The organism is Paenibacillus sp. EPM92, from assembly GCF_016586185.1.
GTDB classification, from domain to species: Bacteria; Bacillota; Bacilli; order Paenibacillales; family NBRC-103111; genus Paenibacillus_G; species Paenibacillus_G validus.
The window spans coordinates 1-17,697 of the sequence record NZ_BCPS01000014.1; the positions used below are offsets into that span (position 1 = coordinate 1).

27 protein-coding genes are annotated in these 17,697 nt (G+C 48.6%); 2 read left to right on the forward strand and 25 right to left on the reverse strand.

From position 1 onward, the window contains the following. Positions 1-133: 133 nt before the first annotated feature. Both JMF85_RS02325 and JMF85_RS02330 read right to left on the reverse strand, forming a co-directional pair. Positions 134-352, reverse strand: coding sequence for a hypothetical protein (locus JMF85_RS02325; protein ID WP_054797107.1), 219 nt, complete (start codon positions 350-352; stop codon positions 134-136). A gap of 184 nt (positions 353-536) precedes the next feature. Next, on the reverse strand, positions 537-1,148 hold the full coding sequence (locus tag JMF85_RS02330; RefSeq protein ID WP_054797106.1) for a stage II sporulation protein M: 612 nt from the start codon (positions 1,146-1,148) through the stop codon (positions 537-539). 119 nt (positions 1,149-1,267) lie between these two features. Here JMF85_RS02330 and pdaB point away from each other — a divergent pair, with 119 nt between their 5' ends. Beyond that, positions 1,268-2,053, forward strand: coding sequence for a polysaccharide deacetylase family sporulation protein PdaB (gene pdaB, locus JMF85_RS02335; RefSeq protein ID WP_054799664.1), 786 nt, complete (start codon positions 1,268-1,270; stop codon positions 2,051-2,053). A gap of 19 nt (positions 2,054-2,072) precedes the next feature. Here pdaB and JMF85_RS02340 read toward each other — a convergent pair whose 3' ends face one another. Next, positions 2,073-2,672 (reverse strand): KinB-signaling pathway activation protein, encoded by a 600-nt coding sequence (locus JMF85_RS02340; protein WP_127608830.1) that lies wholly within the window; start codon positions 2,670-2,672, stop codon positions 2,073-2,075. Positions 2,673-2,810: 138 nt separating this feature from the next. Here JMF85_RS02340 and gerD point away from each other — a divergent pair, with 138 nt between their 5' ends. After that, positions 2,811-3,542: a spore germination lipoprotein GerD gene (gerD, locus tag JMF85_RS02345; protein ID WP_201317686.1), complete on the forward strand. Its 732-nt coding sequence runs from the start codon at positions 2,811-2,813 to the stop codon at positions 3,540-3,542. 23 nt (positions 3,543-3,565) lie between these two features. Here gerD and JMF85_RS02350 read toward each other — a convergent pair whose 3' ends face one another. The 22 genes from JMF85_RS02350 to rplF form a co-directional block, all read right to left on the reverse strand. Further along, positions 3,566-4,684 (reverse strand): Mrp/NBP35 family ATP-binding protein, encoded by a 1,119-nt coding sequence (locus JMF85_RS02350; RefSeq protein ID WP_236595710.1) that lies wholly within the window; start codon positions 4,682-4,684, stop codon positions 3,566-3,568. 66 nt (positions 4,685-4,750) lie between these two features. Next, on the reverse strand, positions 4,751-5,512 hold the full coding sequence (gene cwlD, locus JMF85_RS02355; protein ID WP_201317687.1) for an N-acetylmuramoyl-L-alanine amidase CwlD: 762 nt from the start codon (positions 5,510-5,512) through the stop codon (positions 4,751-4,753). 73 nt (positions 5,513-5,585) lie between these two features. Next, complete coding sequence (gene sat, locus JMF85_RS02360; RefSeq protein WP_201317688.1) at positions 5,586-6,761, reverse strand: sulfate adenylyltransferase; 1,176 nt, start codon at positions 6,759-6,761, stop codon at positions 5,586-5,588. Between the two features lie 44 nt (positions 6,762-6,805). Continuing rightward, on the reverse strand, positions 6,806-7,498 hold the full coding sequence (locus JMF85_RS02365) for a phosphoadenylyl-sulfate reductase (RefSeq protein ID WP_054799667.1): 693 nt from the start codon (positions 7,496-7,498) through the stop codon (positions 6,806-6,808). Positions 7,499-7,710: 212 nt separating this feature from the next. Continuing rightward, a complete protein-coding gene (gene rpsI / locus JMF85_RS02370) occupies positions 7,711-8,103 on the reverse strand; it encodes a 30S ribosomal protein S9 (RefSeq protein WP_054797104.1) in 393 nt (130 codons plus the stop codon). Between the two features lie 18 nt (positions 8,104-8,121). Beyond that, on the reverse strand, positions 8,122-8,559 hold the full coding sequence (gene rplM, locus JMF85_RS02375) for a 50S ribosomal protein L13 (RefSeq protein ID WP_054799668.1): 438 nt from the start codon (positions 8,557-8,559) through the stop codon (positions 8,122-8,124). A 132-nt stretch (positions 8,560-8,691) separates the two neighbouring features. After that, the gene (truA, locus tag JMF85_RS02380; protein ID WP_127608826.1) at positions 8,692-9,468 is read right to left on the reverse strand and encodes a tRNA pseudouridine(38-40) synthase TruA; all 777 of its coding nucleotides are present in this window, start codon (positions 9,466-9,468) and stop codon (positions 8,692-8,694) included. A 107-nt stretch (positions 9,469-9,575) separates the two neighbouring features. Continuing rightward, entirely contained in the window at positions 9,576-9,944 is a 369-nt protein-coding gene (gene rplQ, locus JMF85_RS02385) for a 50S ribosomal protein L17 (protein ID WP_054797102.1), read from the reverse strand. 18 nt (positions 9,945-9,962) lie between these two features. Further along, a complete protein-coding gene (locus JMF85_RS02390; protein WP_054797101.1) occupies positions 9,963-10,907 on the reverse strand; it encodes a DNA-directed RNA polymerase subunit alpha in 945 nt (314 codons plus the stop codon). Positions 10,908-11,034: 127 nt separating this feature from the next. After that, a complete protein-coding gene (rpsK, locus tag JMF85_RS02395) occupies positions 11,035-11,430 on the reverse strand; it encodes a 30S ribosomal protein S11 (RefSeq protein WP_013921137.1) in 396 nt (131 codons plus the stop codon). 21 nt (positions 11,431-11,451) lie between these two features. Continuing rightward, a complete protein-coding gene (gene rpsM, locus JMF85_RS02400) occupies positions 11,452-11,820 on the reverse strand; it encodes a 30S ribosomal protein S13 (RefSeq protein WP_127608825.1) in 369 nt (122 codons plus the stop codon). 15 nt (positions 11,821-11,835) lie between these two features. Next, the gene (gene rpmJ / locus JMF85_RS02405; RefSeq protein WP_003333770.1) at positions 11,836-11,949 is read right to left on the reverse strand and encodes a 50S ribosomal protein L36; all 114 of its coding nucleotides are present in this window, start codon (positions 11,947-11,949) and stop codon (positions 11,836-11,838) included. A 159-nt stretch (positions 11,950-12,108) separates the two neighbouring features. Further along, positions 12,109-12,327: a translation initiation factor IF-1 gene (infA, locus tag JMF85_RS02410; protein ID WP_009676800.1), complete on the reverse strand. Its 219-nt coding sequence runs from the start codon at positions 12,325-12,327 to the stop codon at positions 12,109-12,111. Positions 12,328-12,329: 2 nt separating this feature from the next. Continuing rightward, positions 12,330-12,638: a KOW domain-containing RNA-binding protein gene (locus JMF85_RS02415; protein ID WP_054797098.1), complete on the reverse strand. Its 309-nt coding sequence runs from the start codon at positions 12,636-12,638 to the stop codon at positions 12,330-12,332. A 6-nt stretch (positions 12,639-12,644) separates the two neighbouring features. Further along, positions 12,645-13,397, reverse strand: coding sequence for a type I methionyl aminopeptidase (map, locus tag JMF85_RS02420; RefSeq protein WP_141336121.1), 753 nt, complete (start codon positions 13,395-13,397; stop codon positions 12,645-12,647). Beyond that, entirely contained in the window at positions 13,397-14,047 is a 651-nt protein-coding gene (locus tag JMF85_RS02425; RefSeq protein ID WP_127608823.1) for an adenylate kinase, read from the reverse strand. Before JMF85_RS02425 ends, map begins: the two co-directional genes overlap by 1 nt. Positions 14,048-14,216: 169 nt before the next feature. Further along, on the reverse strand, positions 14,217-15,518 hold the full coding sequence (gene secY / locus JMF85_RS02430) for a preprotein translocase subunit SecY (protein WP_054799670.1): 1,302 nt from the start codon (positions 15,516-15,518) through the stop codon (positions 14,217-14,219). Next, positions 15,518-15,958, reverse strand: coding sequence for a 50S ribosomal protein L15 (rplO, locus tag JMF85_RS02435; RefSeq protein ID WP_054797097.1), 441 nt, complete (start codon positions 15,956-15,958; stop codon positions 15,518-15,520). The genes secY and rplO overlap by 1 nt, the downstream gene beginning before the upstream one ends. A 33-nt stretch (positions 15,959-15,991) precedes the next feature. After that, positions 15,992-16,180: a 50S ribosomal protein L30 gene (rpmD, locus tag JMF85_RS02440; protein WP_127608822.1), complete on the reverse strand. Its 189-nt coding sequence runs from the start codon at positions 16,178-16,180 to the stop codon at positions 15,992-15,994. A gap of 10 nt (positions 16,181-16,190) precedes the next feature. Further along, positions 16,191-16,688, reverse strand: coding sequence for a 30S ribosomal protein S5 (gene rpsE / locus JMF85_RS02445; RefSeq protein WP_127608821.1), 498 nt, complete (start codon positions 16,686-16,688; stop codon positions 16,191-16,193). A gap of 29 nt (positions 16,689-16,717) precedes the next feature. After that, positions 16,718-17,086: a 50S ribosomal protein L18 gene (rplR, locus tag JMF85_RS02450; RefSeq protein WP_127608820.1), complete on the reverse strand. Its 369-nt coding sequence runs from the start codon at positions 17,084-17,086 to the stop codon at positions 16,718-16,720. A gap of 64 nt (positions 17,087-17,150) precedes the next feature. After that, positions 17,151-17,693 carry a 50S ribosomal protein L6 gene (gene rplF, locus JMF85_RS02455; RefSeq protein WP_127608819.1) on the reverse strand — a complete coding sequence of 181 codons (543 nt, stop codon included), beginning with the start codon at positions 17,691-17,693 and terminating at the stop codon, positions 17,151-17,153. Positions 17,694-17,697: the final 4 nt, after the last annotated feature.

A 17,697-nucleotide genomic window follows, 5' to 3' on the forward strand; every position in this document is an offset into this window, starting at 1 on the left:
GTGCCTAGTCGATTGCAAGCATTATTTATTTTCCAGTTTCAACCGGATTTCATCATGCTTGCTTCCGATTCGACAACGAGTAATAAAATATCATATCCATCTGGATCATGTCAAGCCTAAGTCTAATGTTTGTTTAATGGTACATCCGATTCCGTGCATACCTGGAGATTTCCTTCGGAGAAGCCAGTCGTGCATACATTCTGAAAATAATTTTGTATCTGGACTCGATGGCAATCTTAATATCAGCATCGATTCGCTTATCATTCAAATCGAACAACATTTCGTCGAGTTCCTTGCGCAAGACGTAATCCAATTCTCTGCATTCGCGTTCGTTAAATAAAAATCCTAGCATGATTGAAGTTGGACTCCTTTCCCGAATCGGAAATCGTGAGACGCAAAAAAGGTATACCGCAATAGAGCTAAGACCAAGTGAGTCCCGGCGCCTATTGCAGCATACCATTACCTCAAAACGCCTCACTCGCTTTACTGTTATGCACAGTTTTGGGCATTTTTATGAGTGTAGGAATCGATATTTTTTAACCTTGAACAAGCGAGAACGTAATTGTGCTTTCAATGAGGGCTGCAATCAAAAGAGTAACTACAATGAGTATGCTCAAGGGAACGACTGTTCGGAAATAGATTTTAAATTGATCCGATACGAGCTTATTCCGAGTCGGACTTGCGAATGAAATGAGCCATTTGGCCGCCAAAATGCCGAAACGGAGCCCTAACGCACAGGCTACGATAATCGCAGGCAGCTCCAAAATCCCGTGAGGCAAAATACCTTTTACGGCGCTAAAGAGCGAGTCCTGCTGGGCTACATTAGCGGATACATAGCCTAACAAAATTCCGTTCATGACAAGCAAAAACAACGGATAGATTCCGAAAAATGCGCCGGTAACGATGACCAGCAGAGCCGCTCTGGCATTATTTAAGAAGATTGTCCAAAATAACGACAACTGTGCATTCGGTTGTTCGACCGCGTCCTGAGCAATTTTCTTAATCGCTTCGATGCCGAAATCGATCATAAATTGAAAGCGTCCCGGGTCGTACGCCCCCATCAACATCGATGCGAAAAACACTAGCGCTGAGGCAATCAAGTAGTGTTTCAGATTACCCAATTGCACCAAAGCTTGTTTAAAGTTCATTCGGAATCCTCCCTATCGGGCATAAGTTAGTGGTACGAGCATACATTTAGACTAAGAACGTAAACAAGCCTTTCTTTCGAACATGAATGGATAGGCAACGGGCAGAGGAGGCCAATCCGGTGAACTTCTTTTATGTTATGAACGGTAAAAAGTTGAAGCAAGCCCTCATCATTTGCGTCGCGGTCCTATTTGCGGCCGGCATTATTTACTCTGAGCGCGGGAATGTCTCGGTCTTCTCGCAAAACGAGCCTGCCGCGGTATACAACGTGCCTACAGAAAAGAAGCTCATCGCATTGACCTTCGATATCAGCTGGGGGGATAAACGGACCGAACCGATTCTGAAGGTATTGGAGGATAAAGGGGTGAAGAACGCCTCCTTCTTCTTATCCTCGCCCTGGAGCGAAAGCCATCCGGACATCGTGAAGCGTATCGTTAAGGCCGGATGGGAAATCGGCAGCCACGGTCATAAGCATGTGAATTACAGCAGCCTTAGCGATGAAGAGATCCGCACCCAAATCAAAACGGCTCATACTATTCTCAGCGAAGTAACCGAGAAAAATCCGAATTTAATCCGGTTGCCGAACGGCGACTTCGACAAGCGCGTGCTGCGTATTGCGAACGAGTTGAATTACACGGTTATTCAGTGGGATACCGATTCGCTCGATTGGAAAAACCCCGGTGTTGAAAACATTGTCAACCGTGTGGTTACGAAAGCACATCCCGGCGATATTGTACTTATGCATGCGAGCGATTCATGTAAAGAAACGCATGAAGCGCTGCCTGTTATTATCGATAAGCTTCGCGAAAAAGGTTACGAATTCGTCACCGTCAGTCAATTAATGAAGCAAACGCAAGTCGACAACAAGCCTCCGGTCGAAGATCAAACGATGAAACGCATCGATTAATGGACGAATTGACGAGCCGCTACTGCGGCTCTTTGCTTGTTTGCAATACTTTTTGCAGGATTAAGATTTGCCATGCATTACAAGCCAGCAGCGGGATAATCATAAAAATGGTTGAGGCCGCATCATCCTCGCGAATCGCAGGCAGAGCTTCCAGCGCCGTGACGACGATCATAAAAAACAAGGTCGGAATCCATGCCGACGGATTCGTCCACCTGACCTTGAACCAAGCGACAACGAACGAAACAACTGTAATAAATAGGGGAAGCCAGAGGTACGGTACGAATGATACTTCACCTTCCGCACTCGTATATCGCAAATAAACAAGGTCGATCAGTACGATGACAATCAGGATGATTTGCAGGTAATCCCATATCCACTTCTTGGGCATCATGCCCATAAAAATATACCGGACGATTAAGTAAGCGAAAAAGCCCATTTGACTGAGAACGCTAAAGGTCGCGCTGACCAATAAGGAAACAATGAGCGTGTGACTGATCGATTTGCCGCTTAACACCGCTTCCTGATCGGTCAACTGCATCGTAAGACCGGTAAGTGTTCCAACCACAACTCCGACAACCAGAGTTGTCCAGAACAAGTAAAACCATTTTCTTATCGTCACTTTCGTTTAACCTCCATCACTAGTCGTATCAACAGTTAATTCTACCAACGTTCACAATAAAATGCTAACGACATTTGTGTTAAATGAATACCTTGTGACGAATACTACGCTTAAACCAATTGAAGGGAGCTTGACCGGATGAGAACGCGACGTAGCCGTTACTTAATACCCGCTGTCCTGATCGCCGGCCTCTTGACAGCCTGTGGTTCGGATACTCAAGCTTCAGGCGCCAACGGAAATGCCTACAAAGACACCAAATCGATGGTTCTCGATATTTTAAAAACCGAAGACGGCCGAAAAGCCATTCAAGAAGCGACTATTCATGAGAACAGCAGACTGCAGCTGTTATCGGCCGGTGATACCCAGCAGCTGCAGTTGGCCGTTAAAGATGTGCTTGTCGATACGCAAAGCAACCAGTTTCTGCAAAACATGATCAGGGATCCGAAATTCGCCGGCCAATTCGCCAAAGCGATCGAAAAAGATACGAAGAAACTTCAAAAAGATCTGATGAAGGACCCCGAATATCAGAAGCAGATGCTTGATGCCATGAAAAGCCCGGATTTCGAAACGATGCTTTTGGATACGATGAAAACGACTCCCTACCGGACGCAAGTAAAGACAGTCATTCAGGAATCGCTGCAAAGCCCGCTGTTTCGGCTTGAGCTGATGGACTTGATGAAGAAGGTGCTTCAAGAGGAATCGATGCCGAAGCAGCAGGCACAACAAGCGGGCCAGAACGGCGGTGGTGACGGCGGTAACAGCGGAGGTGGGGATGGCGGCAAAGAAGAGCAGGGCGGCTCCGATGACCAAAAAGACGGTGAAGATGACTCTAACGATTCCGGAGGCCAGAAAAAAAAGCAGCAGCAATAACCTACGCGAAAAAGGATCGGCGGTTACGCCGATCCTTCTTTATTAATTCCATCGATAACACGGCCGGCAACTTCCAAATAGATACGTCCGGTTTCACTATTCGCTTTATATACGGACGGCGAGTAATCCGGTTCGGCTACATGGTTGTCCGGTACGCCGAGCGGGATTTGCGCCAACAGCGGGGCATGAAGCTCTTCCGCCAATTTTGCGCCGCCGCCGCGACCGAATACGTAATCCTTTTGTCCACAAGCACTACAGGAGTAGTAGGACATGTTCTCGACGATACCGAGAATTTGATGATTCGTATGCAGGGCCATAGCGCCCGCTCTGGCCGCTACGAAAGCAGCCGTCGCATGAGGCGTCGTCACGATGATCTCCTTGCTCTGCGGAATCATCTGGTGAACGTCGAGCGCTACATCTCCGGTACCCGGCGGCAAATCAAGCAGCAAGTAATCCAGTTCGCCCCACTCGACTTCATTGAAGAAGTTCCTCAGCATCTTGCCGAGCATCGGTCCGCGCCAAATGACCGGCGTGTTCTCCTCAACGAAAAATCCCATGGAAATGACCTTAACGCCAAAGCGTTCGACGGGAATGATTCGATTATCGACCAATTGCGGACGATCCTCGATGCCCATCATATCCGGTACGCTAAAGCCGTATATATCGGCATCAACTAGACCGACCTTCTTCCCGAGGCGAGCCAACGCTACCGCTAAATTAACGGTTACGGTTGATTTTCCGACACCGCCCTTTCCGCTGGCAATTGCGATGAATGTTACACCTGAATGCGGATCCAACACATTGACGCCGGGTGACGGGGTGTTAGGCGCCGCTGCAGGCTGTGACTGCTCGATGTGATCGTTCGCGGGACGCTTACGTTCCGCCTCGCTGCGTTCAAAGTCCGAGATCTGACGGAAGCGTAAATGCACATGGTCCGCTCCACTGCCTTTGAACGCCTGGGTGATTTGTTCTTGCAGGCGATTCTTATAAGCATCGTCCTCTACCGACAGAAGCACGGTAGCCGATACTTGGTTTTCCTTCACCATCATATCGCGAATAAAGTTCAATTCGACAAGCCCGAGTCCGAAAACAGGATCTCGCAGTTCGCTTGCCGATGCAAGTAATTGTTCTCTGGTCAGCACAGTGTCACCTCAGCCGTTCTATTCAAATTTAATGGATCGATACACTGAGGCTATTATACCACATTTTTATGGGCTTCCCACTTTTTCACCGGAATAGTAACGAATGATGCCTTGGTATATCGATGCGGCTACCTTCTTCTGATACGTCGGATCTCCAAGCTGTTTGGCTTCGTCCGGGTTGGAAAGGAATCCGACTTCTACTAGCGCGCTCGGGATTTTCATTGCTTTCAGCAAATAAATTTCCTTGTCCGCTTGTTTGGCGATCCGATCGGTATTTTTCAAATTTTTCTTAATCTCTTCCTGAATCAATGTGGCAAGGGTATGGTTATCCGCATGATTACCTCGATAAAAGAACGTTTGCGCCCCAGTCCATTTCGTCGAAGGGATGGCGTTCATATGTATACTGATGAACATATCAGCCTTTTGCTGTGAAATAAATTGTGCACGGTTCAGCAGGTCTTCGGTTTTTCTTTTGCTGTACCCTTTGGTTGAAGGATCGGCCAAGTCGCGATCGTCCTCTCGCGTCATGACCACTAACGCCCCCGCTTGTTGCAAATAATCGCGCAAGTTAAGCGTTATCGCCAGATTCACTTCCTTCTCCACCAAGCCTTCCTTACTGCTAGCGCCTCCGTCCGGCCCCCCATGTCCCGGGTCCAAGGCGATGATTTTGCCGGAAAGGGGCGTCGTCCAGTAGGTCCACGTTTTGCTTGCGGGCAGTTCATATGTAAACATAAATAGCATTAACGCCACTAGCAGCGCGGACATGACGATTTTCAGCCCGCTGTGCATGGTTAGCCAGACAACGACCCTCTTTCTTCTTCGGAACATGAAAAATCCACCTCGCCTTCCCATAGACTCTCTTTCATCTATATGGGACGAGGTGGACAATTATACCTTATGCTTATACCTGATACTCAGGCTCTTTCATGCCTTCGATCAGCACTTCCGCCACTTCCGGACGGGTGAACTGCGGCGGCGGACATTGACCGTCGCGCAGCAGCGCGCGAACCTTGGTACCGGAAAGATGCAGATGATCCGATGACGGATGCGGGCATGTTTTGCTGGAGGCCATGTTGCCGCACTTGGTGCAGAAGAAGCTATGTTCGAAGAACAAAGGAGTAATCCCAAGCTCTTCAGCCGTAAAGTTGCTGAAAATTTCCTGTGCTTCGTAGGTGCCGTAGTAATCGCCAACGCCGGCGTGGTCCCGGCCGACGATAAAGTGCGAGCACCCGTAGTTTTTGCGAACCATAGCATGGAAGATCGCTTCACGCGGTCCCGCATAGCGCATAGCGGCAGGGAACACACCCAAAAACACGCGGTCTTGCGGATAATAGTTTTCCAAGAGAACCAAGTAACTTTTCATCCGAATCTCAGCGGAAATATCATCGGACTTCGTTTCCCCGACTAGCGGATTCAGGAACAGCGCATCGACGATCTCCATGGCGCTTTTCTGAATGTATTCATGCGCCCGGTGAACCGGATTACGCGTTTGGAAACCGACAACCGTCTTCCAGCCTTTCTCTGCGAAAATACGGCGAGTTTCCGATGGATCGAAGTAAAAATCTTCGAACTTTTCCGGCTTCGGACGATTCAATACTTGAACCGGACCCCCGATATAAGTGGACGGCTTGGTGAAAAGCTTCTGCACGCCCGGATGAGCCAGGTCGTCGGTCTTGAAGACTTTGACCGCTTCGTGGTTCTGATCGACTTGGTAGATGCTCTCTACCTTAATGAGTCCGTACGTAATACCGTCAGATTCGCCTACAAGGGCAACCTCTTGGCCGATTTGCAGCGATGCAGCTTCCTTCTCATCTACGCCCAGCGTGATGGGGATGCTCCAAACCGTCCCGTCGGCCAGTCGCATGCGATCTACGACCGAATGATAATCCTGCTCAACCATAAATCCGGTTAAGGGCGAAAAAGCACCGACACCGATCAAGTCCAGATCGGAAATAGCCCAAGTGTTAATGCGCAGCTGATGCAGTCCTGCCGCCCGGTTTAAAAGCTGTTCTCTTTCGCCGCCGTCTACAACACGATTAATCAACGTGCCGCCATGCGGTTGTATCGTTGTTCCCATGACTCCGCTTCCTCCTGCCGAATGATCGTTATTCTAAGTATACGTTATTTGTGCAGACCGCACTCGGTCTTCTCGAAGCCCGCCCAACGGCCTGCTCGCGGATCCTCGCCTGGCGCTACCGGTTTGGTGCAATGCTCGCAACCGATGCTAGGGTAGTTTTGGTCGTGCAGTTGGTTGTATATGATGTTGTTGGAGCGAATATAGTTCCATACGTCTTCAGAGGTCCAATCGGCCAGCGGGTTAAACTTCACCAGTCCGAACTTCACATCATATTCGACTTTCTTCGCATTCGCGCGTGTTGGCGCTTGATCTCGGCGAATGCCGGTGATCCAGGCGTCGTAGTTTTTCAAGATGTCCGTCAACGGTTCTACTTTACGAATGTTGCAGCATTGAGTCGGGTCGTTTTTCCAAAGTTGATCTCCATGCGCGGCAGCTTGCTCCTCAAGCGTCAGTTTCGGCAGTACTTGTACGAATTCAAGGCCGTAATGCTGCTGCAAACGGTCACGCGTTTCATAGGTCTCTTTGAAGTGCACATTCGTGTCCAGGTAGAAAATGTCCGTCTTCGGACTAACTTTTTGGAGCATGTCGACGAGGACGACGTCTTCAGCTCCGAAACTACAGGCTAAGGTGATATTCGGGAATCTTTCTACCGCCCAGGCTAAAAGTTCCTGTGGAGTCTTGTTCTCAAATTCTTCGGCAGCTTTAGTAATCAATGCTTCTTTTTCAAACAAATTCATAGTCTGATGAACCTCCCGTGAGATAATCCCGAGTATAATAATAAGATTTTAGTGATTTATTAATAATTATAATTGATACGGACTTTTTGTCAATTTAAAATTTTTGTACTTCGCCATTTTGCATCATATTAGGGATTTGCCTAAACGGTGCAAGATGGGATTGAAAAAAGCCTTTCCGATGAAGATAATCGGAAAGGCTTTGCTGTTGCAAATTAACGTTTCGAGAACTGAGGAGCGCGACGAGCGGCTTTCAAGCCGTACTTTTTACGCTCTTTCATACGAGGGTCGCGAGTCAGGAATCCGGCTCTTTTCAGAAGACCGCGGTATTCCGGATCTGCTTTCAAAAGCGCACGGGAAATTCCGTGACGGATCGCGCCGGCTTGTCCGGAGATCCCGCCGCCATGAGCAAGAACCAAAACGTCGTATTTCGACAACGTCTCTGTCAAGTTCAACGGTTGTTTTACGATCAGTTTCAATGTTTCCAAGCCGAAGTATTCGTCCAGCTCGCGTTTATTGATTACGATACGGCCTTCGCCCGGTACTAAACGTACGCGTGCTACCGAGTGCTTACGACGGCCGGTGCCATAATATTGTACTTGTGCCACAAGACAGTCCTCCCTTTATTAACCGCGAAGTTCCCAAACTTCAGGTTGTTGTGCTTGATGCGGATGTTCCGAACCGGCATATACGTTAAGCTTTGTTTTCAGACGGCTGCCCAAACGGTTTTTCGGAAGCATGCCGTGGATCGCCGACTCCAATACGCGCTCAGGCTTCGTATTCAGAAGCTCTTGTGCGGTAGCTACTTTCAAACCGCCCGGATACAGGGAGTGACGATAGTATTTTTTGTTTTGGAGCTTTTTGCCTGTCAGGTGAATTTTCTCAGCGTTGATGACAATAACGAAATCGCCAGTGTCCACATGCGGAGTAAATTCAGGTTTATGTTTGCCGCGCAAAATGGCAGCCGCTTCGCTGGCAAGACGGCCAAGCGTTTTGCCGGTCGCATCGATGATGTACCATTTGCGTTCTACTTCATTTGGCTTCGCCATATATGTGGTACGCATGTAAATGTTCCTCCTAGATCTATCTTCATCACATTCATTCATATACTTATTCATCGGTTTCAAGACCCGGGGCCGTGGGGTAGCCAGTCAAAGAAACACCATCTAATAATATACTATATCCCATCCAAGGAATCAAGTAATTATCGGCGAATCCTCATAAAAAACTTCCCACAGCATAAGACCGTGCGCCATTGCCGTCGGACCGGCCAAACCGCGATTTCTGGCTTCGAGAATCGCTTTCATGTGCGAAGCTTCCCGCTTGCCTTCACCGATCTGCATCAACGTCCCGACAATGATCCGAACCATATTGTATAAAAAACCGTTCCCGGTCAAATAAATATGGAACACGCTGGATTGCAGGTGCTTGTCCGCCTCTTCTGTCTCCAGCCGCGCTTCGTATATCGTTCGAATACGGCTCGGAGCCACCGTTCTGATGGAGCAGAAAGAAGTGAAATCATGCTCGCCCTCTACGTAGGTCAGCGCTTCTCTCATCGCGTCTATGCGAAGCGCTGTAGGGTGATAAAACTCCATATGACGTCTTAGCGGGTCCATATACTTACCGACGCGTATCGAATAACGATACGTTTTCCGCTTGGCCCATCTCCGGGAGTGAAAATCGTCCGCTACCTGCCTCGCATCCCAAACCCGTATATCATCCGGAAGTCTGGCATTAATGGCCATGCACCAACGGTTCAGCGGAATTTGGGAAGATGTTAGAAAGTTAAACACCTGTCCTCGTGCGTGCACCCCGGCATCCGTACGTCCGGATGCCGTTATTTTGACCTCTTCGCCCGCCAGTAAAGCAATGGCACGCTCAAGTCGGTCTTGTACCGTGTTTAGTCCTGGCTGCGATTGAAAGCCGTTGTAAGACGTTCCATCGTAGCTTACCGTCATGCAAATATTTCTCACGACGAGCCCTCCGTGAACTGGGACTGGAATCAAGGCGCACATACGTACAAAAAAAGGGTTTCATCAGAATCAAAAGATCCCGTCCACCCTTTCACAACCTTTTTCTCTTATGCCCGGTCAACCAGTTCCAAGTAAACCATAGGCGCAGCATCACCGCGACGCGGTCCAAGCTTCAGGATACGTGTGTATCCGCCTTGACGCTCAGCGTAGCGAGGAGCCAAATCGGAGAAAAGTTTTTGAATCGCGTCTTGATTTTCGTTCGCTTGTTCACGACGAACGAAAGTAGCGACTTGACGACGAGCGTGAAGATCTCCCCGTTTAGCCAACGTGATCAATTTTTCTGCGATCGAACGCAGCTCTTTTGCTTTCGCTTCTGTCGTTTGAATGCGCTCATGTATAAATAAGTCGGTTACCAGGTCACGAAACAATGCTTTACGCGAGCTGGAGTCACGATTTAACTTTTTGTATGCAGCCATCTGTGCAACCTCCTTCTGTTAATCTTCCATTCTTAGTCCAAGTCCGAGCTCTTCGAGCTTTTCTTGAACTTCTTCGAGAGATTTGCGTCCCAAATTGCGGACCTTCATCATATCTTCTTCCGTTTTCGTAATCAATTCTTGTACCGTATTGATGCCGGCACGCTTCAGGCAGTTATAAGAACGAACAGACAGGTCGAGTTCCTCGATCGTCATCTCGAGTACTTTCTCCTTCTTGTCCTCTTCTTTCTCAACCATAATCTCGGCGTCTTTCGCTTCATCGGTCAGACCGACGAAGAGCATCAGATGCTCCGTCAAGATTTTGGCGCCCAAGCTTACCGCTTCTTCCGGTCGAATACTGCCGTCAGACCATACTTCAAGTGTGAGTTTGTCATAGTTGGTAACTTGGCCGACGCGCGTATTTTCTACGCTGTAATTGACACGAGTAATCGGAGTATAGATCGAATCGATCGGAATCACGCCGATCGGCTGATCCTCTCTCTTGTTCTTGTCTGCCGATACGTATCCGCGGCCGCGGTTCGCATGAATTCGCATGTGAAGCCGTGCATCGGAGGACAGCGTAGCAATGTGCAGATCCGGGTTTAAGATCTCCACATCGCTATCGCCGCGAATATCGCCAGCCACAACAGCCCCTTCACCTTCGGCGTCGATCTCAAGAACCTTTTCCTCATCGGAATGGATCTTAAGCGACAAGCCTTTAAGGTTCAGGATGATTTCCGTAACATCTTCCATGACACCCGGAACCGTGGAGAACTCGTGCAGGACGCCGTCGATTTGAACGGAATTAACCGCCGCACCCGGAAGGGAAGACAGCAATATTCTGCGTAATGAGTTGCCGAGCGTAGTTCCATAGCCTCTTTCCAAAGGCTCCACGACAAATTTGCCATATGTGCCGTCATCACTTAATGATACGGTTTCTATTTTCGGCTTTTCGATTTCGATCATTGTAAACCCTCCTTCAAACGTCGTTTCCTTCTGGATAACTTAAGACGCATAAAACGTGCAGTATACCTATCCAAATAGTATAGACACCATTTGGATATTTATACCACCCGGGCTTAGCGATCCTGGATTAGACACGACGACGTTTCGGAGGACGGCAACCGTTGTGAGGGATCGGAGTCACGTCTTTAATCAGGTTTACTTCAAGACCTGCAGCTTGAAGCGAACGAATCGCTGCTTCACGGCCTGCACCTGGTCCTTTAACCATGACCTCTACGGCCTTCATCCCATGCTCCATTGCCGCTTTCGCTGCAGACTCAGCTGCCATTTGTGCGGCGAACGGAGTGCTTTTACGGGAACCTTTAAAACCGAGGTTACCGGCGCTTGCCCAAGAAATCGCATTTCCGTGCGGGTCAGTGATGGTAACAATCGTGTTGTTGAATGTAGAGCGGATATGAGCTACTCCACTGTCGATATTTTTCCGATCGCGACGTTTCGTACGAACTACTTTTTTAGGTTTAGCCATTTTAAGCGTTACCCCCCTTTACTATTTTTTCTTATTCGCTACCGTACGACGAGGACCTTTACGCGTACGAGCATTTGTTTTAGTACGTTGACCGCGAACCGGCAAGCCGCGGCGGTGGCGAACGCCACGATAACATCCGATCTCAATCAGACGTTTGATGTTCAACGAGATTTCACGACGCAGGTCGCCTTCCACTTTCAGCGTTTTGTCGATAACCTCGCGGATTTTGCTCACTTCGTCTTCTGTCAGATCGCGAACGCGAGTGTCCGGATTGATACCGGTTTGAGCGACGATTTTCGCAGCCGTTGTGTTGCCGATCCCGAAGATGTAAGTCAAAGCGATGATCACGCGTTTGTCACGGGGTAAGTCTACACCAGCAATACGTGCCATTAAACGAGCACCTCCTTAGCCTTGTTTTTGTTTATGTTTCGGATTTTCGCAAATTACCATAACGTTGCCTTTGCGGCGAATGACTTTGCATTTTTCGCAAATCGGTTTGACCGACGGTCTAACCTTCATGGTGGTTACCTCCTCAAAGCTTTCCGTAAGGAAAGCTGCTTCGTAAGCATGGTCTTAGTTTTCCGCAGGAAAACTGACTTCGTAAGGATTTTGCTCAGCTTTCCGCGAGGAAAGCTGCTTCGTAAGCATATGGTTTAACTTCTCTTGCTACAAGTTCATCTATTTAAAACGATAGGTTATACGGCCTCTGGTCAAATCATACGGCGAAAGTTCAACCGTCACTTTGTCCCCCGGCAAAATGCGGATAAAGTGCATTCTGATTTTTCCGGATACATGAGCAAGTATCTTATGACCGTTCTCCAGTTCTACCTTGAACATTGCATTCGGAAGAGGTTCAATCACTGTACCTTCAACTTCAATTACATCTTCTTTGGCCACAGTCATTCTCCTTTCTCTTGCGCATCGTGCGATAAATGGTTCACTGCCTGAGTCAAAGCAAATCGAAGCTTTCCGTTGGTAACTCGGCCCGTCTCGCGGAGACTGTCGGCCACTTCGGAGCTAATTGCCGGAAGAAGCTCGAGATGAATGAGATTTTTCTTCTTAGGTTCATCGAATTTCCGTTTGCCGCCGTCTGCAATCCACACGTATCGTTGGTCTACGACGCCGATTATGACGGCGTACTTCCCGGAATCCCGTCCCCGATTCACCCTTACGATTTGTCCGATATGAGGTTCATTCGTTGGTTCCATCCGCTTCTAAGCACCAGGCAACGTTAAAATCTCGTAACCGTCTTGCGTTATGGCGATGGTGTGTTCGAAATGTGCGCACAGTGTGCCATCCACCGTGACCACCGTCCAATTGTCTTCAAGCGTTCGGACGTAACGTTCACCCACATTAACCATCGGTTCGATCGCAAGCACCATCCCCGGCTTCAAGCGCGGTCCATGACCGGCGATGCCATAGTTCGGTATTTGCGGCTCCTCATGGAGCTCCGTTCCGATGCCGTGACCTACATACTCTCGAACAATCGAAAATCCTTCATTCTCTGCGCATCTTTGAATGGCATTGGATATCGTATACAGCCTGACGTCGGGTCCGGCTACTGCCAGCCCTGCGAACAACGAGCGTTCCGTGACGTCGAGCAATTTGCTCGCCGTTTCGGAGATCGTGCCGACGCCATATGTCCAGGCGGAATCGCCATGATATCCTTTATATTGAGCACCGATGTCGATACTGATGATGTCACCGTCTTTCAGCTTGCGCTGACCGGGAATACCGTGAACCAATTCATCATTCACCGAAGCGCAGATGCTTCCGGGAAAACCATTGTAGCCTTTAAAAGATGGAATTGCACCCTGACTGCGAATAAAGTTTTCTGCGATCTGATCGAGCTCTTTCGTTGTAATATCGGGCTGAATGGCTTTTTGCAGCAAACGATGCGTCTCGGCCACAATACGGCCCGCCTCGCGCATGAACTCCAGTTCAGCTGCTGATTTACAAATGATCATTACGCTTGCCCTCGCAATAGTGAACTGATTTGTGCAGTGACCGTGTTAATTTCTTGCTCACCGTTAACCTCACGCAATATTCCCTTGTTACGATAATACTCCAGAAGAGGAGCGGTTTTATTGATATACTCGTCCAAACGAGTCCCTACTTTTTCTTCGGTATCATCCGAACGCTGATACAATTCACCCGAACATTTGTCGCAAACATTGTCACGCGCAGGTGGGTTAAACAAGACATGATACGTTGCACCGCAAGATTTACAAATACGACGACCCGTCAAACGGGCGAGCAGCAAATCGCGATCGACCGCGAGGTTAATCACATGATCGATGCTTTTGCCAAGTTCCGCGGCAATCCCGTCAAGCGCTTCGGCTTGAGAGATCGTTCTCGGAAATCCGTCGAGTAAAAATCCTTTATCGCAATCTGGCTGAGACACTCGATCACGGACAATACCGATCGTGATCTCATCCGGTACAAGCAACCCTTGATCGACATACTTCTTAGCTTCGACGCCAAGCGGCGTTTCTTGCTTCATGGCAAGCCGGAATGCATCACCGGTGGAGATATGCGGAATCTGGAACTCATCAACGATTCGTTCCGCTTGCGTTCCTTTACCTGCACCAGGAGGCCCCATAAAGATGATATTCACCGTGACTTCCTCCCCCACTTGCATCGTTCGATGCTAACAGCACAATAGGTGCCGATAGCTCTCATCAAATTCGCGTTACCGTGAATTTCCTTCAACCCATGCGACGCCGATGAACGTTGGTTCGTCAGCGTCATAGGTATTATATGAGTTCACTATCAGAACCTATTTGCTATTTATTAATGAAGCCTTTGTAATGGCGTTTGATCAATTGGCTTTCGATGGTTTTCATCGTTTCCAAACCTACACCGACTACGATAAGTAAGGAAGTACCGCCAATTTGAACCGACTGCGGCAAACCGGCGATTGCGGCGAAAATCATCGGAATAATCGATACCGCGGCCAAGAACAACGCACCGGAAAGGGTGATTCGAGTCATCACTCGGGTAAAGTACACTTCCGTGTTTTTCCCCGGGCGAATGCCTGGAATGTATCCGCCGTTCTTTTTCATCTGCTCGGCCATTTGTACAGGGTTAAACTGCACGAACGTGTAGAAGTACGTAAAGCCGATAATCAGCAGAACGTACAGTACCATGCCGAGAGGTGCCGTATGGCTCAAGTTTGTAATGATCCATTCCGCGACGCCATTCCCTCTCCAAAAGCTTGCAATGGTTGGAGGGAAAACAAGCAGCGACAACGCGAAGATGACGGGAATAACGCCCGCAGCATTCACTTTAAGCGGAATGTGCGTGGATTGTCCGCCGAACATTTTACGTCCGACTACGCGTTTAGCGTATTGAACAGGGATCTTACGAACTCCTTGCTGAACGAAAATGACACCGGCAATCAACGCGATAACGACGATGAGAATGATCAGCACCTTAAGAATATTAAGGAACAGCGCATCTCCGGCATCGGCAAATTGCGTTTGGTAAATTTGGCCGATACCTGTCGGAATCGCAGCGACAATACCCGCGAAGATGATAATGGAAATACCATTTCCAATGCCATTTTCGGTGATTTGTTCCCCTAACCACATCAGAAATGCTGTACCAGCCGTGAGCACGATGGCGATTAAAGCATATGTCGTGAAATTCGGGTTAATAACCAGACCCGTGTAAAGCCGGTTAAAACCGATCGCAAAACTAAATGCTTGTATAAGCCCTAACACGATGGTCCCGTAACGGGTAATTTGACTAAGCTTCTTGCGGCCCACTTCGCCTTCTTTGGCCCATTGGGTGAACGTCGGGATGACATCCATCGACAACAGCTGAACGATGATCGATGCCGTAATATACGGTGTAATCGTCATCGCGAAGATCGAAAATTGGAACAGCGCACCACCGGAGAAAGTGTTCAACAACGCGAACACTCCACTCGTGCTGGCTTGATCTTGAAGCTTTAGAATCTCTGTGTTGATGTTAGGTACCGGAATAAAAGCACCAATTCTGTAGACGATCAACACAAGCAGCGTGAACAGGATCCGTTTCCTCAGATCGTCTACTTTCATAATATTGGATATGGTACGGAACATTAAATCACCTCGGTTTTACCGCCGGCAGCTGTAATTTTCTCTACCGCAGATTGGGAGAATTTGCTCGCCTTTACATTCAGTTGAACCGTGATTTCGCCGTTTCCTAAAATTTTGATGCCGCTCAACGGGTTTTTAACAACGCCGGATTCCATCAAAAGCTCAGGAGTGACTTCCGTACCGCTTGCGAACTTGTTCAAGTCCTCAACGTTTACAGTTGCATACTCTTTGCGGAACTGGTTGGTAAATCCACGTTTTGGCAAGCGACGATAAAGCGGGTTTTGACCGCCCTCGAAACCAGGACGAACACCGCCGCCGGAACGAGCATTTTGACCCTTATGACCGCGAGTTGACGTTTTACCCATGCCGCTACCGATACCGCGGCCTACACGCTTACGGGATTGACGGGAACCAGGGACAGAAGTAAGTTCATGCAATTTCATCGTTTGCACCTCCTCTAGCTATATGTTCAAATCTTAAGCTTCGATTTCTTTAACTTCGACCAGGTGATTCACTTGGCTGACCATACCGCGGATTGCCGCATTGTCTGCTTGTGTTACCGATTGATGAAGTTTGCGAAGTCCAAGTGCCGTAACCGTACGACGTTGTGTCTCAGGACGGCCGATCAGACTGCGTTTGAGGGTAATTTGCAATTGCTTAGCCATGGTATCCCTCCTAACCTAAAAGTTCTTCTACGGTTTTACCGCGAAGCTTAGCAACATCTTCCGCACGCTTCAGGCGCTCTAAGCCTTCCAGTGTAGCGTTAACCATGTTGATGGAGTTCGAGGATCCAAGCGACTTCGTCAAGATGTCGCCTACGCCCGCCAGCTCAAGCACCGCACGAACCGGACCGCCTGCAATAACTCCTGTACCTTTGGAAGCAGGTTTCAAAAGAACTCTACCCGCGCCAAAATGTCCGGTCACCAGGTGAGGAATTGTTGTTCCGACGATAGGAACATGGATCAGGTTTTTCTTAGCATCTTCGATACCTTTACGAATCGCATCAGGTACCTCGGAAGCTTTACCGATTCCAGCGCCTACCCAACCTTTGCCATCGCCCACAACAACAAGTGCGCTAAAGCTAAAACGACGACCGCCTTTTACAACTTTAGCAACGCGGTTAATGTGAACGACTTTTTCAGTCAGCTCTAAAGTATTGGGATCAATACGCAAGTCTTTTACCTCCTTATGTGTAGATTGGTTTAGAATTCAAGACCTGCTTCGCGAGCAGCGTCTGCAAGTGCTTTAACACGACCATGGTACAAGTATCCGCCGCGGTCGAAAACGACCTTCACAACGCCGGCTTTTTTCGCACGTTCTGCGATTAAAGAACCGACTTTAGCTGCTGCGTCTACGTTGCCGCCGTTGCCGAGGCCTTCTTTCAGCTCTTTATCTTGTGTGGAAGCAGCAGCGATTGTTACGCCCTTCACATCGTCGATCAATTGAGCGTACATATGCTTGGAAGAACGGAAAATGTTGAGGCGCGGGCGCTCAGCCGTTCCTTGAATTTTCTTACGAACGCGAAGATGTCTTTTCAAACGCGCTTTGTTCTTGTCGCTTTTAGTAATCATTCGAGGTCACTCCTTTCGAGATCGATGTCGAAGCAATCGGTTCAGCTTAGACTCTTAAGCTGCCTTATTTCTTCTTACCGGCTTTACCTTCTTTACGAAGAATACGTTCGCCTTCGTACTTAATTCCTTTGCCTTTATACGGCTCAGGTTCACGTACGGAACGGATTTTAGCTGCGGTAGCACCGACCAGCTCTTTATCGATTCCTCTTACGATGATTTTCGTGTTGGTTGGCACTTCGAACTCAATGCCAGTTGCCGGCTCGATTTCAACCGGGTGAGAGTAACCAACGTTCAAAACCAGCTTGTTGCCGGATTTGTTCGCACGGTAACCTACGCCAACGAGATCGAGATTTTTGACGAAACCGTCAGTTACCCCGCTCACCATGTTCTGAACGACGCTGCGCGTCGTACCATGAAGGGAGCGATGCAATTTATTGTCAGAAGGACGCTCTACGTTGATGACGTCTTCTTGAACACTTACTTTCATATCTTTGTGCAGTTCACGGCTCAAAGTTCCTTTCGGTCCTTTAACCGTAATCAATGTGTTGTCAAGTGTTACGTTAACTCCGCTAGGGATCGTGATTGGTTTGCGACCAATACGGGACATGTTG